Raw genomic sequence first — 19683 nt, forward strand, 5'->3', positions numbered from 1 at the left:
GTCGGTCACGCGCGGGCGGTCCTACTGCCGGCGACCGCTGATCTGTCGGAGATTACTCGTGGAGACGGTCTCCGCATCGTCTGATGTAGAGACTGTCGCACATCCGTCCGACATTTCAGCCACGCACGGCCGAGACGGTCAGCCGGGGCACCGGCCGGACCTGGAATTCCAGCCGCTCACCCGCACTGCGCAGCTGCCACGTGAGGGCCAGCAGCGCGGTGACCAGCGAGAGGGCCCCGCCGAGCCAGATCGACACGCCGGCGCCGAAGCGCTGGGCGACCCAGCCGACGACCGGTGACGAGAGCGGCGTCGTGCCGAGGAAGACGAGCACGTAGATGGCCATGACCCGGCCCCGGTACGCCGCCTCGGTGCCGAGCTGCACCCGCTGGTTGGCCGACTGGGCGAAGAAGACCATGAAGAACCCGGTCGGGACGAGCGCCACGATCACCATCCAGTACGCCGGAAGCACCCCGACCAGCACCGAGAAGGCGCTGAACGCGACGGACGCGAGCAGCATCAGGTAGACCGACGGCCGCCCCTTGCGGAACGAGCCGGCCAGGGCACCGCCGAGCGCGCCCACCGCCAGGGCCGTGGTGAAGAGCCCGAACGTGGCCGCGCCGGTGTTGAAGACGTTCTTGGCCAGGGCCGCCAGGGTCAGCTGGAAGTTGAAGCTGAGCATCCCGATGACGCCGATGAGCAGCACCGGCAGCCGGAGGTCGGCGCGGCGCCACACGTACTTCAGGCCGTCGAGGATGGCCGCGTCGTCCCGCTCGTCGCGCGGCAGCAGGTCCTTGCGGAACAGCTCCGCCGGGCGCATCCGGGCCACACTGGCCAGCGGCGACAGTGAGCTCACCGCCGCGATGAGGAAGACCGGACCGGTGCCCATCGCCGCGATGGCCAGACCGGCCAGGGCCGGCCCGATGATCCGCGCGGAGTTGAAGGTCGCGGCCGACAGCGAGAGCGCGTTGGGCAGCAGCGGCGTACCGACGAGCTCGGAGACGAACGCCTGGCGTACGGGGGTCTCGATGGCCTGGGCGGTGCCGAGGAACAGGGCGAACACGTAGATGTGCCACAGCTGGACCCCGCCGCTGAGGACCAGCACCGAGAAGGTCAGCGCGCTGACCGACCAGAAGGTGTTGGCGACCAGCAGCAGTACGCGCTTGTCATAGCGGTCCGCGAGGCGCCCGCCCGGCAGCGTCAGCAGCGCCGCGGGGATGAACTGGAGGGCGGTCACGATGCCGAGCGCCGTCGCGTTGTTGTCGGACAGGTGAAGCACCAGCCAGTCCTGCGCGACGAACATCATCCACGAGCCGATCAGCTTGATCAGCTGCCCGGAGGCGAACAGACGATAGTTGCGCACGGATAAGGACTGGAACATGGTTTTCACAAAAAAACGCCGCCCTTCGCGTAGCCAACATCCACGTTGGACGGAGGGCGGGCGGCCGCTCGCCCGGAGGCGAGCGGCCCACTCAGTTCCGCGCCAGTCTCGACAGCACCTCGGCGGCGCGCGTGAGCACGTCGCGTTCGTCCGGGGTCAGCTCCGCCAGCCGACCGGCGAGCCACTCATCGCGGACTCGCTGGTACTGGCGGAAGATCTCGCGTCCCCGCTCGGTCGCCGACAGGATCACCTGCCGGCCGTCGGTGGGGTGCGGGGTGCGTTGCACCAGGCCGCGGTCCTCCAGCTTCGCCACGATCTTGGTCATCGTGGGCGGCTGGACACGCTCGGCGTCGGCCAGTTCGCGCGGCGTGAGGGCGCCGGCGAGTTCCAGACTGGTCAGGGCACTGAGCTGGGTCACGGTCAGATCGCCTACCGGCCGGGCCTGTCGGACCCGGCGGTTGAGCCGCGTGATGGCATCGCGTAGCGCCACAGCGAGCTGCGTCGCGGGCTCCGTCACCATCGGCCACTCCGTCACGATACTTAGGCTAGCTAATGAGCCTGGCTAACGATATGGGATTTGGGGAAGATCACACCCCACTGATCAGGGAGCGTCCTAGATCAAGTTGGTGATGACCCCCCGCAGGAAGTACACCACGAAGAGCGCCGCGACGCCCCACAGCAGAGGGTGGATCTCGCGGAACTTGCCCTTCGCCGCCTTGATCACCACGTACGCGATCACGCCGGCCCCGATGCCGTTGCTGATCGAGTAGGTGAACGGCATGATCACGATCGTGAGGAACGCGGGGATCGCGATCTCGTAATCGGTCCAGTCGATCTGGCGTACGCCGCCCATCATGAGGAAGCCGACGATCACCAGAGCCGTCGCGGCCGCCTCGAACGGGACGATCGTGACCAGCGGCGACAGGAACATCGCGAGCAGGAACAGGACACCGGTGACGACGCTCGCGAGCCCGGTACGCGCACCCTCGGCCACGCCCGACGCGCTCTCGATGTACGACGTGTTGGACGAGACGCTGGCCGCGCCACCCGCCGCCGCGGCGACCGAGTCGACGATCAGGATCTCCTTGGTACGCGGCGGCATCCCGTCCGGGCCGATCAGCTTGCCCTCCTCGCCGGCCTCCTCGCCGACGGCGACCATGGTGCCCATCGTGTCGAAGAAGTCGCTGAGCATCAGGCTGAACACGAACAGCAGGCAGACCAGGGCGCCGGCCGCCTCGAAGCCGCCGGTCAGGCTGAAGTGGCCGAGCAGCCCGAGATCGGGCACGTCGACGGCCTTCTTCGGCCAGGTCGGCACATTCAGGCTCCAGCCGTGCGGGTTGACCGCGCTGCTGCCGGCCTTGGCGATCGCCTCGACGACGATGGCGAGCACGGTGGTGCCGATGATGCCGATCAGGATGGCGCCCTTGACCTTGCGGGCGACCAGGATGATCGTGCCCAGCAGGCCGACCGCGAAGACCAGGCCCGGCCACGTGATGATCACGCCGTTGAAGCCCATGCCCACCGGGACGGTCGTGCCCGCCGCGTCGGGTACGCGGTGCACGAAGCCGGAGTCCACGAACCCGATCAGGGCCAGGAACAGACCGATGCCGACGCCGATGGCGATCTTGAGCTGGGCCGGGACCGCGTGGAAGACGGCCGTCCGCAGCCCGGTCAGGACCAGCACGAGGATCAGCAGACCCTCGATGACGACCAGGCCCATCGCGTCCGCCCAGGTCATCTTGGCCGCGATGTCGTACGCCACGATGGCGTTGACGCCGAGCCCGGCCGCGAGGGCGAGCGGGAATCGGCCGTACACGCCCATGAAGATCGTCATGAGGCCGGCGACGAGCGCTGTCGCGGCGGCGATCTGGGGCAGTGGAAGGGTGGCGCCCGTGCTGTCCTTGGCGAACCCCAGGATGAGCGGGTTCAGGACGACGATGTACGCCATCGTGAAGAACGTGGCCAAGCCACCGCGGATCTCGCGGCCGACGGTGGACCCGCGGGCGCTGATCTCGAAATACCGGTCGAGGAAGGGCAGGCTGTCGCCTGTCATGGTCGCCATGGGCGGCATCGTGACACAAAGATCCCGGATGATGAAGCGGCGTCCCGTTAAATCTGTACGCGCGTTGAACAGCCGCTGACGAACACCGCTACCGGGGTCGCGCACACGCGCTCCGACAGATGAGCAAGAATGTCCCTGTGACCAGGACCGCCGCCCGCCCCGCCCGACTCGACCAAGCCTGCGCCGATGCCCTGGACCTGGCCCGGACCGCGATCACCGAGGTGGCCGTGGACGAGGTCGGCGACCACCAGGGCGTGGTGGCCGAGGGCGAGCGGGTCGTCACGCATTACTTCGAATGCCTGCGCGCCGGCTACCGCGGCTGGCAGTGGGCCGTCACGGTGACCCGGATCTCCCGGTCGAAGCACGTGACCGTCTGCGAGACGGTGCTGCTGCCCGGTCAGGACGCCCTGCTGGCGCCGAACTGGCTGCCGTGGGAGGAGCGGCTGCGCCCCGGCGACCTCGGCGTGGGCGACCTGCTGCCGACCGCGCCGGACGACGACCGCCTGGTGCAGGGCTACCTGCTCGCCGACGACCCGGCGCTCGACGAGGACAAGTGGGAACTCGGCCTCGGCCGCCCCCGCCTCATGAGCAAGGAGGGCCGCGAGGAGGCCGCTCAGCGCTGGTACGACGGCGACAGCGGGCCCGGTGCCCCGATCGCCGAGGCCGCGCCCCGGTCCGCGCGCTGCGTGTCCTGCGGTTTCATGCTTCCGATGGCCGGCCGGATGCGGCAGATGTTCGGCGTGTGCGCCAACGTCTTCGCGCCCGACGACGGCAAGGTGGTCTCGCTCGACCACGGCTGCGGGGCGCACTCGGAGATCGTCGTGGACACCGCCGCGGCGGTCGAGGCGCTGCCGACGGCGTACGACGACGGGGCCGTCGAAGAGGTCTGACGAGCCTAGTCGCGCAGGACTTCGCCGGCGGCCTTCCGGGCGGCCCGGCGCTTGTCGTGCCGGATCATGGCGGCGATCCCCGGGAATCCCATGAGGAACCCGGCCACGCAGATCCACACCGTCGACGAATCGGCCCCGGCCAGCCACGTGACCAGGGCGGCCAGCGCCCACAGCGCCGTACCGCCGACCGCGAACGGGGTCATCGGCGGGTCCAGCGGCTGTACGAGCTGCTGCTGCGCGGGGATCGGAGCGTCGGTCACGCCGACGAGGATACCGGTTAGGAAGATCGGCCGAGCATCGCGTAGACTGCGTAACCGTTGCCGCCTTAGCTCAGTCGGCAGAGCGATTCACTCGTAATGAATAGGTCAACGGTTCGATTCCGTTAGGCGGCTCGGCAACGAAGGCCCCGCACCTCGCCGGTGCGGGGCCTTTTCGCGCCCGCACGGGTCGATGGCAGGCGTGTGACCAGGCATACAGAAGACTCACAGGACCGGGGCAACGTGCGCGGCGCGCAGCCGCTAGGGTGACCCGGTTGCGTGGACGTCTCCGCGCCCCAATCCCCTCGGAGGCATGCAAGCATGTCAGACCCCATCACCTACAACCCCGCGCCGCAGGGCGCCCCGCAGCAGCAGCCGGCGTTCGGTGGTCCGGTCCAGCCCGGCGTCCCGCCGCAGGAGCCGTCGCGTGGCAAGGCGATCGCCAAGGGTATCGGCGCCGCGCTGCTGTGGCGTCTGATCATCGGCGCCGTCGTCCTGGTCATCGCCGGTGGCTGGTTCGCGTACAAGTACTTCAGCGGCAACATCACCGCCAAGACCCCGACCGTGGGCGAGTGCGTCACCGCAGCCAAGACCGACGCCGACGTGGACAACGTCAAGACGGTCGACTGCAACTCGCCCGACGCGGCGGACAAGGTCGTCGGCGTGCTGAACGACCAGTCGTACAGCTCGTTCAAGGCGTCGGACAACCCCTGCACCGCGTACCCGACGGCCGAGAGCGCGATCTTCTACGGCAAGGACACCAACGGCTTCGTCCTGTGCCTGGTGCCGGCGAAGTCCTGAGGACGGCGACGTTCTAGGTTGCGGCCTCGCTAGGCCGCAACCTCCTGGGCCGAGGCGGCGACGAGCGCAGCGCGCTCCGCTTCCTCGGCCTCTTTGCGCGCCAGGCCGTCCCGTCCGTCGTACGCGACGAACTTCGGCAGGGCCGCCGCCAGCGCGATCGTCCCGACGACGCAGAGCACGCCGCCCCAGACCACCGAGCCGGCCGAGCCCACCCAGCGCGCCATGCCACCGCTGCGTACGCCGCCGAGCAGCGGGCCGGCCGAGTAGGACAGCATCTCGATGCCAGCCAGGCGCCCGCGCAGGTGGTCGGGGATGGTCTGGTTCCAGATGGTCGACCGGAAGATGCCCGAGACCATGTCCGCCGCACCGGCCAGGAGCAGGCCGAACAGGGCCAGCCAGAGCGAGTGCGCGAAGCCGAAGACGATGATCCCGACGCCCCACAACCCGGCCGCGACGACGACCGCCAGCCCGTGCCGGTGTACGCGTGTCGTCCACCGCGAGGTCACCGTGGCGAGGAACGAACCGCCGGACAGGGCTGCGTAGAGCAGGCCGAGAACGGCCGGGCCGCCGAGCTTGTCGGCCAGGAACGGGAACAGCGCCTGCGGCATGCCGAACGCCATCGCGTTGATGTCGACCAGGTAGGTGCCCATCAGCTCGGGCCGGCTCCAGGCGTATTTGAGGCCGGTGGCGACGCTCGACAGCGAGGGGCGGTCGGCCATCTCCGGCGGCGGCACGGCCTTCATCAGCGACAGGCAGACCAGCGACACCGCGAAGGTCGCCAGGTCGATGCCGTAGACCCAGGCCAGCCCCTGCCCCGCGCCGAAGGCCGCGATGAGCAGACCGGCCACGGTCGGGCCGAGCAGCCCGGAGAACTGGTGCCGCAGCGAGGCCAGCGCGCTGGACGCCGGGATCTCCTCCGGCGGCACCAGGCGCGGCGTCAGCCCTTCGAGCGCCGGTCGCTGCATGCCGTCGACCGCCGCCGACACGGCCGCGACGAGGTAGAGGAGCCAGAGTTTCGGCGTACCGAAGGCGACGTTGGCGAGCAGGAAGCCGGTCAGCGCCATCTGGGCGACCTCGGCCCCCCGTACGAGCACGCGCCGATCCAGATAATCCGCGTACGCGCCGCCGATGAACCCCATGAAGACGAGCGGCACCAGTTCGCAGATGCCGATCAGGCCGACCTGCAACGGGTCGTTGGTCATCTTCGAGATCTGATACGGAATGGTGACATAGGTGATGAAAGACCCGAAAGAGGTCACCGTCATCGCGGTGTACAGCAGACGGAAGTCGCGCCGCCGCAAAGGCCGCAGATCCATGGCGAACCGCAATGTCACACCGCGCAGTCTCGTACCCGGACAGCGCGCGGTCGAGCCAGTTTCGGGTTTGCCACACTCGGCGGCGCCACGGCCAGCAATATGATCACATGAACCGCCTCGCCGCCACTCTCACGAAACGTCAGCTCTGGTGGCTGCTCGCCGGTCTCATGCTGGCGATGCTGCTGGCCGCGCTCGACCAGACGATCGTCGGTACGGCGCTGCCCACGATCATCGGCGACCTGGGCGGCATGAGCCACTACTCGTGGGTCGTCACGGCGTACCTGCTGGCGTCGACGGCCTCGACACCGCTCTACGGGAAGCTCAGCGACCTGTACGGGCGCCGGCCGGTGCTGCTCTTCGCGATCGTCACGTTCCTGATCGGCTCGCTCGCGGCCGGCGTCTCGCAGAACATGACACAGCTCATCCTGTTCCGCGGCGTCCAGGGCCTCGGCGCCGGCGGTCTGATGACACTGGCGTTCACGATCATCTCGGACGTGGTCCCGCCCCGCGAGCGCGGCCGCTACCAGGGCTTCTTCGGCGCGGTCTTCGGCGTGGCGTCGGTCGCCGGCCCCCTGGTGGGCGGTTACTTCGCCGAGCACGACTGGCGCTGGATCTTCTACGTGAACCTGCCGATCGGCATCGCCGCGCTGGTCCTGTGCAACCAGGTGCTGCGGCTCGTGCACAACCCGCGCCGGGACCACAAGATCGACTGGCTGGGCGCGCTGATGATGGTCGTCGGCGTGAGCTGCCTGCTGCTGGCCCTGTCCTGGGGCGGCGGCGAGTACGCCTGGGGCTCCGCCGTGATCATCGGCCTGTTCGTCGCCGGCGGGCTGTTCACGGCGCTGTTCCTGTGGATCGAGTCGCGGGCGCAGGAGCCGATCCTGCCGCTGCGGCTGTTCAAGAACCGCACCTTCACGCTGGCCAACGCGGCCGGTTTCGTCGTCGGCTTCGGCATGTTCGGCGGCATCATCTACATCCCGCTCTACCTGCAGATCGTCAAGGGCGCCTCGCCGACCGAGTCCGGCCTGCTCATGCTGCCGATGATGGCCGGCATCATCGTCACCTCGATCGTCGTCGGCCAGGCGACCGCGCGGATCGGCCGCTACAAGTGGTTCCCCGTCTTCGGCATCGCGATCCTGTCCGTCGGCCTGCTGCTGTTCGCCTTCCTCGGGGCCACGTCGCCGCTGTGGGTGGCGTTCATCTACATGGTGATCGTGGGCGTCGGCCTGGGCATGTCGATGCAGACCCTGATCCTGGGCCTGCAGAACGGCCTGGACATCACCGACATGGGCGCGGGCACGTCGAGCGCCACGTTCTTCCGGTCGATGGGCGGTTCGTTCGGCGTCGCGGTGCTCGGCACCGTCCTCAGCAACTCGCTGGCGAGCGCGATCACCGACCGGCTGCCCGGCGCCATCCAGCAGCTGCCGCCCGCCCAGGCGCAGGAGTACGCCGCGAAGTTCGCCGCCGGCCAGATCTCCATCCAGGCTCCCGCGGTGATCCACGCGTTGCCGGGACCGATCCGGATCGCCGTGGAGAACGCCCTCGTCGACGCGTTGAACCCGGTGTTCATCATCGCCGCGGCGGTGTGCGCCATCGGCGTACTGCTGGCTCTGGGCATTCCGAACCTGAAGCTGCGCGGCGCAGCGCTGCCGCCGGCGATGGAGGGTGCGGGCGAGGCGATGGAGCTGGAGGAAGAGGGCGAGCCGGTGCCGCGCACGCCGGCGGGCGCGACCGCGGCGAAGAAGGCGGACGACGAGGAGACCGACGAGGAGTGCGACCGGTCGAACGCGCAGGCCGAGGCGAACACCGAGACGCTGCTCTAGCGTTCGGCCCGGCCGGGCGGGACGGCCCTGCCCGGCGCGGCGCCCGGCGGCTAGTGTGGCGGGCATGGGTGCAGCGGAAGAATGGTGGGCCTCCTACCACGGCAAGATCCGCGCCGCGCTGCCGGAGGAGACCCTGTTCCTCATCGGCGCGCGCGGCGTGATCCGCGACGAGCAGGGGCGCTACCTGCTCATCAAGCGGACCGACTCGGGCGTCTGGTCCTTCCCGGCGGGTGGCATGGAGATCGGCGAGTCGCTGACGGACTGCGCCATCCGCGAGACGTGGGAGGAGACCGGCCTGAAGGCGGCCGTCGCCACGCCGTTCGCGCTCTACAGTGGACCGCAGAACATCTACACGAACACGTTCCAGCACACGTACCAGCACATCATCCTGTCGTGCCTGCTCACCGACGTGTCCGGCGACCTGAACCCGGACCCCGAGGAGGCCGCCGACGCGGCGTTCTTCCGGCCCGAGGACTTCCCCAACCAGGGTCCGACGATGCAGCGCATGCTGGCCGACCTCGCCGCCTTCGAGTCGACGGGCCGGCTGCAGGTCAGCTGATCAGGCGGCCTTCTTCCGCGCCTCGCGGGCCTTCTCGACGGAGGCCCGCAGGGCGGCCATGAGGTCGATGACCTCGCCCTTCTCCTCCTCCGCGGCCGGCGCCGCCACGATCTCACGGCCGGCCACCTTGGCGTCGATGACCTGCTGCAACGCCTCCCGGTACGCGTCGGAGAACTCGGTCGGGTCGAACTCGGCGGCCATCGAGTCGATCAGCGACGCGGCCATCTGCAGTTCCTGCTTGCGCAGCCGGACCTCCTCGACCCCGAGGAACTCGAACTCCGGGGTACGCACCTCGTCGGGCCAGAGCATCGTGTTGAGCACCAGGACGTCGTCGCGTACGCGTACCACGGCGAGCTGTTCGCGCTGGCGCAACGCCACCTTGACCAGGCCGACCCGGCCGGCCTCGATGAGCGCGTCGCGCAGCAGCAGATACGGCTTCAACCCGACGGCTCCGTCGGGTTCCAGGTAGTACGCCTTGTTGTAGAGGATCGGGTCGATCTGTTCGATCGGCACGAACTCCAGCACCTCGATGGCGCGCGAACTGGCCAGCGGGAGGTCCGCGAAGTCCTCGTCCGTCAGCACGACCATCTCGCCGCCGCCCGCGTCGTAGCCCTTGGCGATCTGGTCGAAGCCGACCTGTTCGCCGTCGATCGAGCAGACGCGCTGATATTTGATCCGTCCCCCGTCGGTGACGTGCACCTGATGGAAGCGGATGTCCTTCTCCTCGGTCGCCGAGTACAGCTTGACGGCGATCGAGACCAGACCGAAGGAGACCGCACCTTTCCAGATCGGCCGCATACCCCCAGAGTGACATAGTTTCGCGGCGATGCGGGTTACTTTTGGGCGGTGACCAAGGTAGATGTCGGCGGCCGGCGGCTCGATCTGAGCAACCTCGACAAGCCGCTCTATCCGGACGGCTTCACGAAAGCCGAGGTCATCGACTATTACACCCGGATCTCGCCGGTCCTGCTGCCGCATCTGGCCGACCGCGAGGTCACCCGCGTACGCTTCCCGCACGGCGCGGTCGAGGCGGGTCCCGGCGGCGGTTTCTTCGAGAAGAACGCCCCCGGCGGCACGCCGCCCTGGGTCCGGACCACGAAGAAGGGCATGATCGTCGCCGAGGATCTGGCCACGATCGTCTGGCTGGCCAATCTGGCCGCGCTCGAACTGCACACGCCGCAGTCGAAGGTGGGCGCCGAGCCCGACCGGATCGTGTTCGACCTCGATCCCGGGGTTCCGGCCGGCCTCGACGAATGCCGGGCGGTCGCCCAGGCGCTGCGGGAGCGGCTGGCGGCCGACGGCCTGGTCGCGTACGCGAAGACGTCCGGCCGCAAAGGCATGCAGGTCAGCTGCTCGGTGACGGCGGACGCCGACCGGATCAACGAGTACGCGAAGTCGGTCGCCGCCGAGTTCGCCGCGGCCGCCCCGAAGCTCGTCACCGACAACATGGCCAAGCCGGCCCGCCGCGGCAAGGTGTTCATCGACTGGAGCCAGAACGCCACGTTCAAGACGACCGTCTGCGTCTACTCGCTGCGGGCCGGGCTCACGCCGACCGTCTCCGCCCCGCTGACCTGGGAAGAAGTGGCCGACGGCGACTTCGAGGCGGCCGACTTCACCCCCGACGCCGTGCTCGACCGGATGGCCGAACACGGCGACCTCCACGAAGGTCTCCTGGAAGCCGGCCCCGCTCTCTAGGCGAGGACGTCGTCCGCGTCGACGATCGTGTACGCGTACCCCTGCTCGGCGAGGAAGCGCTGGCGGTGGGCGGCGTACTCGGTGTCGATGGTGTCCCGTGAGACGACCGTGTAGAAGTGCGCCTGCCGGCCGTCGGCCTTCGGGCGCAGGACGCGACCGAGCCGCTGAGCCTCCTCCTGCCGGGAGCCGAAGGTGCCGCTGACCTGGATCGCCACGGCGGCCTCGGGCAGGTCGATGGAGAAGTTGCCCACCTTGGACAGGACCAGCGTCCTCAGCTGCCCGGAGCGGAACTCGTCGAGCAGGCGCTCGCGCTCCTTGTTGGACGTGCTGCCCTCCAGGATCGGCGCGTCCAGGTACTCCCCGAGCTGGTGCAGCTGGTCGAGGTACGCCCCGATCACCAGCACCTGCTCGGCGGCGTGGCGTTCGACGAGCGCGCGTACCACCGGCAGTTTGGTGCGGGCGGTCGAGGCCATGCGGTAGCGCTCCTCCGCCTCGCCCATCGCGTACGCCATGCGCTCCTCGTCGGTCAGCGTGACGCGGACCTCGACGCATTCGGCGGGGGCGATCCACCCCTGGGCCTCGATGTCCTTCCAGGGCGCGTCGTAGCGTTTGGGGCCGATGAGGCTGAAGACGTCGCCCTCCTTGCCGTCCTCGCGCACGAGGGTGGCGGTGAGGCCGAGCCGGCGGCGGGCCTGCAGGTCCGCGGTGAAGCGGAAGATCGGCGCGGGCAGCAGGTGGACCTCGTCGTAGACGATGAGGCCCCAGTCGCGCGCGTCGAAGACGTTGAGGTGCGGGAACGTGCCGCCACGCCGCATGGTGAGCACCTGGTAGGTGGCGATCGTGACCGGGCGGATCTCCTTGCGCTCGCCCGAGTACTCGCCGATCTCGTCCTCGGTCAGCGTGGTCCGCGCGAGCAGCTCGCGGCGCCACTGCCGGGCGGCGACCGTGTTGGTCACCAGGATCAGCGTCGTCGCCTTCGCCGAGGCCATCGCCGCCGCGCCGACCAGCGTCTTGCCCGCGCCGCAGGGCAGCACGACCACACCGGAGCCGCCGGCCTCGAAGTGCTCGACCGCCTCCTGCTGGTACGCGCGCAGCGTCCACCCGTCCAGGGCGAGGTCGATCTCGTGCGCCTCACCGTCCACGTAGCCGGCCAGGTCCTCGGCCGGCCAGCCCAGCTTGAGCAGGGCCTGCTTCAGCCGGCCGCGCTCGGACGGGTGCACGGCGATCGTGTCGGCGTCGATCTGGTTGCCCAGCATGCCCGCGAGCTTCTTGGACTTCGCCACCTCGACCAGCACAGCCCGGTCGAGCCCCCTCAGCACCAGCCCGGACGCCGGGTCGTTGGCCAGCTGGAGCCGGCCGTACCGGTCCATGGTCTCGGCGACGTCGACGAGCAGGGCGTGCGGCACGGGGTAGCGGGAGTACTTGAGCAGGGCGTCGACCACCTGCTCGGCGTCGTGCCCGGCGGCCCGCGCGTTCCACAGTCCCAGCGGCGTCAGCCGGTAGGTGTGCACGTGCTCGGGCGAGCGTTCCAGCTCGGCGAACGGCGCGATCGACGCCCGGCACGCCTTCGCGTCGGGGTGGTCGACCTCCAGCAGCAGCGTCTTGTCCGACTGCACGATCAACGGGCCACTGGACATCGAGAACTACCTTCCGCCGGCGGGAGCGACCCTCCAGTGTGACACGCCCGGCGCGGACGCTTCCCCGGCGGCGGTCAGCTGTGGCCCGGCACGACTCATCCGGTCGGATGAACGCGGCCAACCGAGCGGCCAGATCGCATCGAGAGACGCAACCACCCCACGCGTACCAGGCGTCCCTATGGGCGGAATACCGATGGGCCGTTACGGCCGGTGGTGCACGCGTTCGGGGGAGTCCGACGGGGGCGAGCGAAGCACTGCCGGCCGTGGCGGCCCAACGCGTCCCCGGCCCTCAGTCGGGGTCGCGGGTACCCCGGAGCAGCGCTCCGATGATGGAGATCACAACCAGCAGGAGCAGGCCGCTGCCGATCGCCTCGCCGGCGGCGTCGAGCATCATGCGGTCGAGTACCAGCCAGGCGAAGAGGAACCAGGCGGTCAGGGCACCGACCGCGATGCCGCACCCCACCAGCGTCGCCCGGGTGAACCGCGCAGCGGGCCGCGATCGCGCCTCGCCCTCGGGTTCCTGCTCGGCCGTCACGCCTCAAGGTTGCCACGCGTACTGGGGATTATGAGGGCTTTTCTGGATCGTCGCCCGAATCGGCGGAGTCGTCCCCACCGCCGGCCGACCGCGCCTTGCGGATCGCGCCGACCACCGACACGACGATCAGCAGCCCGAAAGCCACGCCCACCGACTCGTTCACGGCGTCCCCCACGCCCTCGTCCATCACGAGCCGGGCCAGGAAGAACCAGCCGGCGGCCCCGGCCACGACGATCAGCAGCGTGACGCCCAGCGAGCGCATCCGTCCTCCTCGCACGGTCCCGGTACGAGCACTGTGGACAGCCTAGGGACGTGCTGGCCCTACGGCCACTATCGCGAAGCTGATCACGTCGTTTAGTCTCCCCCTGCAACCGTCTCCCGCATCCTTTGCGTCACTGGTATTGCCGGTGTACGCACCGGCGGATGCGAGTTTTGGGGAGGACGAACATGAAATTCCGGTACGCCTGCGCCACCGGCGCAGTGCTGCTGGCGGCTCTGACCGCCTGCGCACCGGCCCAGCCCCGGTCGGAGGCGAGCGGACCGAGCCTGGCCCCGGTCTCCGACACCGTGCCGGTCAGCCCGTCGGCGGCCGTCGCGGCACCGAGTACGTCACCCTCCGCCGCGCCGACGACCGTGGTCGACAGCGCGACGACCGGGTCCGGCTCGACCGCGGTCGCGGCCTGCCAGGCCGGCCCGCACCAGCGCGAGGTCGAGGCAGCCCTGAACAAGCTGCGCATCTGGGGCACGCTGACGGTCGACGGCAAGAACACCGCCGCCGACTGCGCGGCGATCAAGAAGTTCCAGAAGCGGTACGGCATCTCGCCGGTCAACGGCCGCGCCGGCGACACCACGTTCAGCGTCGCGACCCGCCTGGCGGCGACCGACGTCAGCCAGTGCCAGGCCGGCACCGGGCTGGTCGCCTGCGTCGACCTCACCCACCAGACCACGTACATCATGAACGGCGGCCAGCTCGTCTGGGGACCGACGGTCACGCGTACCGGCAAGCCCGGGTACGCGACGCCGGCCGGCTGGTTCAAGGTCTTCGACCGGTCGCCGAAGCACTGGTCGAACCCGTACAAGGTCTGGCTGCCGTACTGGCAGCAGTTCTACAACGGTGACGGTTTCCACGAGACCACCACCTACATCCACGACATGTCGATCGGGTCGCACGGCTGCGCGAACCTGCTGCACACGGACGCGGTGAAGTACTACTCGCTGCTGAAGGCCGGCACCAAGGTTCACCTGTACGGCCGTCGCCCCGGTACATGACAGCACCGGAGCCGGTCGGGTTGGGTACGGTTGAGCGACGATGACCATCACCTTCACCGACCGGCTCCGAGCACTGCCCGACGAGGCGCTCGGTGAGCTGTTGCGCGCCCGTCCGGATCTGGTCACCCCGGTCCCCTCGGATGTCGCGTCGCTCGCCGCCCGGGCGCAGACCCGGCTGTCGGTGGCCCGCGCCGTCGACCGGCTGGACCGGTTCACGCTGGAGATCCTGGATGCGGCCCGGCTCACCCGGGACGCCGACGGGCTCACCTCGGTCGACGGCATTCTCGCCATCTCGGCCGCACCGCCGGGCGGCGCCGAGCCGGCCCGCGTACGCGAGGCCGTCCAGCTGCTGCACAAGCTCTTCCTGCTCTTCGGCACCGACGAGGAACTCCAGGTCGCGGGCGGCGTGGACGAGGCGTGTTCGGCGTACCCGGCGGGGCTGGGACGGCCGGCCGCCGAGCTGGACGCCGCCGCTGCCGCCCTCGCCGCCGATCCGGCCAGGCTCCGCCGGGCCCTCCTCGCCGCCACCCCGGCCGCCCGCGCCGTGCTCGACCGGCTGGCCGCGGGTCCGCCCGTGGGCACCTTCAGCGAGCCGCCCGAGGCCGTCGTGGACCTTCTCGATCAACATCTCCTGGTACGCCTGGACGACCAGACCGTCGAGCTTCCCCGCGAACTCGGCCTGCTGCTGCGGCGGGACCACGGTCCGCTGGGCGTGACGCATCCGCAGCCGCCGGCCCTGCCGGGCGCGAGCCGCAGCGCGGACGTCGTCGACCGGGCGGGGGCCGGGCAGGCCATGACCGTCGTGCGGGAAGCCGAGGCGCTCCTGGACGCGCTGGCGGCGGATCCGGCTCCGATCCTGCGGGGCGGCGGTCTGGGCGTCCTGCCGTTGCGGCGGCTCGCCAAGGCGGCCGGGCTGCCCGAACCGACCGCGGGGCTGCTCGTCGAGGTCACCGCGGCGGCCGGCCTGCTCGGCGAGACCGAGACCGACTACCTGCCCGCCGCCGGTTACGACGTGTGGCGCGGCGAGGAGCTCGCCCAGCGCTGGGACCGGCTGGCCCGGGCGTGGCTGAACATGCCCCGGCAGCCCTCCCTGATCGGTGCCCGCGACGAGCGCGACCGGCCGATCGGCGCACTGTCCCCCGAGGGCGAGCGCGCCGGCCTGCCCGCGCTGCGCCGGGACACCCTCGGTGCGATCCCGCCCGGCACGACCCCCGCCACGGATGAGCTGATCGAGCTGCTGGGCTGGCACATGCCGCTGCGCGTACGCGGACGGGAGCCGGTCTACACGGCCGTGCTGGCCGAGGCGGCGACCCTGGGCATCACCGGTTTCGGCGGCCTGACCGGATACGGCCGCGCTCTGCTGTCCACAGAGGACGAGTCCGACGGCGACCCGCTCGGTACGCGACCCGGCGCCGACCGGCCCCGCGACCGGACCCTGGCCGCGGCCGCGCTGGAGACGCTCCTGCCGCCGCCGGTCGACCATTTCGTGGTGCAGGCCGACCTGACCGTGGTCGTGCCGGGGCAGCCGGAGGCACAGCTCGCCGCCGAGCTGGACCTGCTCGCCGAGCACGAGTCGGGCGGCGGTGCCGTCGTCTACCGGGTGACCCGGGAGTCGCTGCGCCGGGCCCTCGACGCCGGGTACGCCGGCAGCGATCTCCAGGCGCTCTTCGGCAAGCGGTCGCGGACGCCGGTCCCCCAGGCACTGTCCTACATGATCGACGACGTCGCGCGTACGCACGGCGGGCTGCGTACCGGGGCGGCCGGGGCGTACCTGCGCTCCGACGACGAGGCCCTGGTCGCCAGCGTGCTCGCCGACCGCCGGCTGGCCGGACTCGGGCTGCGGCGGCTGGCCCCGACCGTGCTCATCACGCTCTCGCCGCCGGGGCGGCTGCTCGGCATACTCCGGGACCACGGTTTCGCGCCGGCGCCCGAGGACGCGACGGGCGCGGTGGTGCTGAGCCGGCCCAAGGCCCGCCGGGCGCCCGCGCGCTCGGCCGTGCTGCCGCCGGTGGATCCCACGGCGGGGCTGACCCGGCCGCGGCTGATCGGCCTGGTGGAACAGGTCCGGCTGGGCGACGCCGCGGTGCGGGCGGCGCGCAAGGCCCCGCTCGCGGTACGCGCGGCGACCGGTGGGACGGTCGACGGGATCACGCCGTTGCAGGCCCACAGCGAGGCGCTGGCCGTGCTGCAGCAGGCGGTACGCGAGAAGGCCCGGGTCTGGGTGGGCTATGTGGACGCCCACGGTTCCACGAATTCGCGGCTGGTACGCCCGGTGTCGATCGGGGCCGGCTACCTTCGCGCCGAAGACGAGCGTACGCAGATGATGCACACCTTCGCGCTCTCCCGCGTCATCGCGGCGGTCTACGAGAACCCGAGCTGAACCGGGCCGGCGGTCGTCGACCGCCGGCCCGCGTCGCAGGTCAGATCTCGAGTTCGCGGGCCACCGCGTGCAGGGCCTCGCCGATCTTCTGGCCGGTCTTGCGGTCGGGGTGCCGGCCGCGCTTGAGGTCCGGCAGGATCTTCGCCTCGAGCACCTTGATCATGTCTTCGATGAGGGTGTTGAGCTCGTCCGGCGTACGCCGCTTCGCCTCGGCCTGGGCCTGGGCGACCGACGGCGGCGCCTCCAGCAGCTTGACGCCCATCGCCTGGGCGCCCTTGCGGCCCTCGATCACACCGAACTCGATCTTCTGGCCGCCCTTGAGATCGTCGACACCGCCCGGCAACGCGGTCTTGGGCAGGAAGACGTCCCCGCCTTCATCGCTGGTGACGAAGCCGTAGCCCTTCTGGGCGTCATACCACTTGACCCGACCGGTAGGCACCTAGATCCCTGCTTCCATGCGTGCGGTGGACCGGCGGCGACGCCGGCGCGGCCGCCTTCTCGCGGCCGTGTTCCAGGCTATCGAGCGCGCCCAACCGACCCAACAGCAATACCCGCCATCCGAGGGGTCAACCCGGCGTCCGCGGCGCGGCCGAGGAGTTCGGCGACCGCCGCGTATCCGGCGTCGCCGAGGTTCTCGGTGAACTCGTTGACGTAGAGCCCGATGTGCTGGTCCACCACGGCCTGCTCCATCTCCTGGGCGTGTTCCAGGACGTACGCGCGGCTGTCGTCCGGACGCGCCCAGGCGTGGCGTACGGAGGCCTGGATCCAGGCGGTCGCGGCGGCCGGGTCGACCACGCCCTTCCTCGCCAGGATGGCGCCGAGCGGGATCGGGGAACCCGTGTCGCCCTCCCACCACTCGCCGAGGTCCTGAACGCTCGTCAGGCCGAACCGCTGATAGGTGAAGCGCGCCTCGTGGATGACCAGGCCGGCGTCGTAGGTGCCGTCGGCGACGCCCGGCATGATCTGGTGGAACGGCACGACCGCGATCTCGCGCGGCGTCTGGCCGGTCTGCTCGGCCCACAGCCGCATCAGCAGGTAGGCCGTCGTCCGCTCGCCCGGCACGGCCACGAGCGCGCCGTCGAGCGACTCCCGGCCGGCGGTCAGCACCAGCGGGCCGCAGCCCCGGCCGAGCGCGCCGCCGCAGGGCAGCAGCTCGTACTGGTCGGCCAGCCAGGGCAGCGCCGCGTAGGACACCTTCACCAGGTCGAACCGGCCGTCCAGGGCGGCCGTGTTGGTGACGTCGACGTCGGCGTACGTCACCTCGAAATCGGGGGCGCCGGGCACGAGACCGTGGGTCAGCGCGTGGAAGACGAACGTGTCGTTCGGGCACGGCGAGTATGCGATCTTCATGATGCTCCTGACTGCTCGCGCGAGCGCTCCCCGGCTGACTGAACTCCCGGCGGCTCGCGCAAGCGCTCCCCGGCTGACTGAACTCCCGGCGGCTCGCGCAAGCGCTCCCCGGCAGACTGAACTCCCGGCGGCTCGCGCAAGCGCTCCCCGGCTACGTTATCCCCGAACGCCGCCGCGGCGTCCGTGAGGGCGGCGAGCGCCTCGCCGATCCGCCACGCCGCCCGGTCGCGCGGACCGACCGGGTTCGAGATCGTGCGGATCTCCGCGAAGGGCAGGCCACAGGCGGCGGCCGCGGCCGCGACCCCGGCACCCTCCATGCCCTCGGCCACCGCGTCCGGCCACAGTCTCCGCAGCTCCGCCGCGCGTTCCGCCGTCCCGGTCACGGTCGCGACGGTCAGGATCGCCCCGCGTACGGCGCCGGGCAGGTCCAGATCGCCGTCCACAAGCGACACACCGCTGCCGAAGCCCAGTTCGTCGATCGTGAGGAAACCATCGGCCGACTGCGCCCCAAGGTCCGCGAACACGCTGCGGGTGGCCACGACCAGCCCGCCCACCGGCACCGCGCCCGGGAAACCGCCCGCGATCCCCATGCTCACCACCCGGGAGTACGCGTTTCCGCCCGCTTCGGCGAGCGTCAGCAGGCGGGCGGTGGCGGCCGCCGCCACGGCCGGTCCGACCCCGACGGCCTGGACGTCGCATCCGGTCAGGCCCTTCCGGACGGCTCCGGCTTCGGCCTCGACCGCGGTCACGATGAGCGTACGCACCAGCCCTGTCTACTCCAGGCGCACGACGCGGTACGCGTCAGGGCCGGTCGTCGTGAGGTTCGTCGAGGGAACTGGGCCGGTAGACGTGGAACGGCGGTTCCTCCTGCGGGCCGGGCTTGGCGACCGGCGGCTCCACGACGGCCGGACCGGAGTCCTTGTCCCGCTTCCACGGCCGGGGCTTCGGCTTCACCGCGGTCTCGGCCGGCCGGGCGGCGGCGGGCTGCGGGACCGGCGCGGGTTCGACGGGACCTGACTGCACCGGCAGCAGCGCCGTCGACACCGCCCGGTCCCGGTGCGTCGACGCGACGGCCAGCGCCACGCAGAACGCCGCCAGCAGAGCCACCTGGGCCAGCAGAAGCGCCGTCAGGCCACCGGCGACCAAGGTGACGATCACGATCAGCAGCATCGGGACGAGCAGGAGCACGGCGTACCGGGCGGCGGCCGCGACCGCGATGCCGGCCTGCGGAGCGAGCGCGCGTACGCACAAGGTCCACAGGGTGCGCTCGACGATCATGAGACCGATGAGCGCCCCGGCCGCGGCCGAGCCGAGCGCGGTGTTCGAGGTGCCGCCGACGACCACCACGGTCGGGGCGAACGCGATCGCGCTGACGCAGCCGAGCCGGACCATCTCCGACCCGGCCAGCAGGAACCGGGTGGCCGCCCGGTCGCGCAGGAACACCCCGGCCGCCACGGCCAGCAGGACGCCGACCGCCAGCCCGATCACCGCCGGGCGGGCCGCCGGCAGGGTCGAGCGCCGCCACCACTCCACGACGACCAGCAGATCGGCGAGGAACGACAGGACGGCCAGGTCCAGCAGCCGCCCACCGGTGGTCACCGTCGACGCCGTCGCGGCACGGGTACGCACCGCGTGGCGTACCAGGAAATTGAGCGCCCGCCAGGCACGGCCGAGCAGCCGCGCGATCAGCATGACCAGCACGGCGAGCGCGCGACCGATCTCTTGAATCAT

Annotated in this window: 19 protein-coding genes, 1 tRNA gene and 1 pseudogene; 8 read left to right on the forward strand and 13 right to left on the reverse strand. The window is 70.7% G+C overall.

What is annotated here, in order from left to right:
• Positions 1–115: 115 nt before the first annotated feature.
• The 3 genes from G401_RS0106495 to G401_RS0106505 form a co-directional block, all read right to left on the reverse strand.
• Positions 116–1378, reverse strand: a complete 1263-nt coding sequence (locus G401_RS0106495; RefSeq protein WP_034590879.1) for an MFS transporter — start codon at positions 1376–1378, stop codon at positions 116–118.
• Positions 1379–1469: 91 nt separating this feature from the next.
• Positions 1470–1898, reverse strand: a complete 429-nt coding sequence (locus tag G401_RS0106500; RefSeq protein WP_034590880.1) for a MarR family winged helix-turn-helix transcriptional regulator — start codon at positions 1896–1898, stop codon at positions 1470–1472.
• Positions 1899–1991: 93 nt separating this feature from the next.
• Positions 1992–3440 carry an NCS2 family permease gene (locus G401_RS0106505; protein WP_051366273.1) on the reverse strand — a complete coding sequence of 483 codons (1449 nt, stop codon included), beginning with the start codon at positions 3438–3440 and terminating at the stop codon, positions 1992–1994.
• Between the two features lie 119 nt (positions 3441–3559).
• Here G401_RS0106505 and G401_RS43905 point away from each other — a divergent pair, with 119 nt between their 5' ends.
• On the forward strand, positions 3560–4330 hold the full coding sequence (locus G401_RS43905) for a DUF3027 domain-containing protein (protein WP_034590966.1): 771 nt from the start codon (positions 3560–3562) through the stop codon (positions 4328–4330).
• 5 nt (positions 4331–4335) lie between these two features.
• On the opposite strand, the gene G401_RS0106515 is transcribed toward G401_RS43905, so the two are convergent.
• Positions 4336–4590, reverse strand: coding sequence for a DUF2530 domain-containing protein (locus G401_RS0106515; RefSeq protein WP_407636828.1), 255 nt, complete (start codon positions 4588–4590; stop codon positions 4336–4338).
• A 59-nt stretch (positions 4591–4649) separates the two neighbouring features.
• Between G401_RS0106515 and G401_RS0106520 the strand changes: the two genes are divergently transcribed.
• Positions 4650–4722: transfer RNA gene (locus G401_RS0106520), tRNA-Thr, on the forward strand.
• A 186-nt stretch (positions 4723–4908) separates the two neighbouring features.
• On the forward strand, positions 4909–5388 hold the full coding sequence (locus tag G401_RS0106525) for an LppU/SCO3897 family protein (RefSeq protein WP_027341869.1): 480 nt from the start codon (positions 4909–4911) through the stop codon (positions 5386–5388).
• A gap of 29 nt (positions 5389–5417) precedes the next feature.
• Here the strand turns inward: G401_RS0106525 and G401_RS0106530 are convergent, their stop codons facing one another.
• Positions 5418–6722, reverse strand: a complete 1305-nt coding sequence (locus G401_RS0106530; RefSeq protein WP_245601635.1) for an MFS transporter — start codon at positions 6720–6722, stop codon at positions 5418–5420.
• A gap of 89 nt (positions 6723–6811) precedes the next feature.
• Here G401_RS0106530 and G401_RS0106535 point away from each other — a divergent pair, with 89 nt between their 5' ends.
• Both G401_RS0106535 and G401_RS0106540 read left to right on the forward strand, forming a co-directional pair.
• Positions 6812–8527, forward strand: coding sequence for an MDR family MFS transporter (locus tag G401_RS0106535; RefSeq protein ID WP_027341871.1), 1716 nt, complete (start codon positions 6812–6814; stop codon positions 8525–8527).
• A gap of 64 nt (positions 8528–8591) precedes the next feature.
• The gene (locus G401_RS0106540; protein ID WP_027341872.1) at positions 8592–9086 is read left to right on the forward strand and encodes an NUDIX domain-containing protein; all 495 of its coding nucleotides are present in this window, start codon (positions 8592–8594) and stop codon (positions 9084–9086) included.
• Here the strand turns inward: G401_RS0106540 and ku are convergent, their stop codons facing one another.
• A complete protein-coding gene (gene ku, locus G401_RS43910; RefSeq protein ID WP_051366274.1) occupies positions 9087–9884 on the reverse strand; it encodes a non-homologous end joining protein Ku in 798 nt (265 codons plus the stop codon).
• A gap of 48 nt (positions 9885–9932) precedes the next feature.
• On the opposite strand from ku, the gene ligD reads away from it, so the two are divergent.
• Positions 9933–10781 carry a non-homologous end-joining DNA ligase gene (gene ligD / locus G401_RS0106550; protein WP_027341873.1) on the forward strand — a complete coding sequence of 283 codons (849 nt, stop codon included), beginning with the start codon at positions 9933–9935 and terminating at the stop codon, positions 10779–10781.
• Here ligD and G401_RS0106555 read toward each other — a convergent pair.
• From G401_RS0106555 to G401_RS43920, 3 genes are all read right to left on the reverse strand, one after another.
• The gene (locus G401_RS0106555) at positions 10778–12418 is read right to left on the reverse strand and encodes a DNA repair helicase XPB (protein WP_027341874.1); all 1641 of its coding nucleotides are present in this window, start codon (positions 12416–12418) and stop codon (positions 10778–10780) included. The two genes, ligD and G401_RS0106555, sit on opposite strands and share 4 nt — an antisense overlap.
• Before the next feature lie 289 nt (positions 12419–12707).
• Positions 12708–12953 carry a hypothetical protein gene (locus G401_RS43915; protein ID WP_034590882.1) on the reverse strand — a complete coding sequence of 82 codons (246 nt, stop codon included), beginning with the start codon at positions 12951–12953 and terminating at the stop codon, positions 12708–12710.
• A gap of 28 nt (positions 12954–12981) precedes the next feature.
• Positions 12982–13215, reverse strand: a complete 234-nt coding sequence (locus G401_RS43920) for a hypothetical protein (protein WP_034590883.1) — start codon at positions 13213–13215, stop codon at positions 12982–12984.
• Between the two features lie 185 nt (positions 13216–13400).
• On the opposite strand from G401_RS43920, the gene G401_RS0106570 reads away from it, so the two are divergent.
• Positions 13401–14222, forward strand: coding sequence for a L,D-transpeptidase family protein (locus G401_RS0106570; RefSeq protein WP_084556869.1), 822 nt, complete (start codon positions 13401–13403; stop codon positions 14220–14222).
• 40 nt (positions 14223–14262) lie between these two features.
• On the forward strand, positions 14263–16602 hold the full coding sequence (locus G401_RS0106575; protein ID WP_027341876.1) for a helicase-associated domain-containing protein: 2340 nt from the start codon (positions 14263–14265) through the stop codon (positions 16600–16602).
• Between the two features lie 40 nt (positions 16603–16642).
• Here G401_RS0106575 and G401_RS0106580 read toward each other — a convergent pair whose 3' ends face one another.
• The 4 genes and pseudogenes from G401_RS0106580 to G401_RS0106595 all read right to left on the reverse strand — a co-directional run bounded on the left by G401_RS0106580 (position 16643) and on the right by G401_RS0106595 (position 19683).
• On the reverse strand, positions 16643–17041 hold the full coding sequence (locus G401_RS0106580) for a cold-shock protein (RefSeq protein ID WP_027341877.1): 399 nt from the start codon (positions 17039–17041) through the stop codon (positions 16643–16645).
• A 77-nt stretch (positions 17042–17118) separates the two neighbouring features.
• Positions 17119–17952: a 1,4-dihydroxy-6-naphthoate synthase gene (locus G401_RS43925; protein WP_051366276.1), complete on the reverse strand. Its 834-nt coding sequence runs from the start codon at positions 17950–17952 to the stop codon at positions 17119–17121.
• A 167-nt stretch (positions 17953–18119) separates the two neighbouring features.
• A pseudogene (locus G401_RS43930) lies at positions 18120–18719 on the reverse strand (futalosine hydrolase); the annotation flags it as partial.
• A gap of 34 nt (positions 18720–18753) precedes the next feature.
• Positions 18754–19683 (reverse strand): hypothetical protein, encoded by a 930-nt coding sequence (locus tag G401_RS0106595; protein ID WP_034590884.1) that lies wholly within the window; start codon positions 19681–19683, stop codon positions 18754–18756.

It is taken from the genome of Hamadaea tsunoensis DSM 44101, assembly GCF_000428945.1.
Taxonomy (GTDB): Bacteria; Actinomycetota; Actinomycetes; order Mycobacteriales; family Micromonosporaceae; genus Hamadaea; species Hamadaea tsunoensis.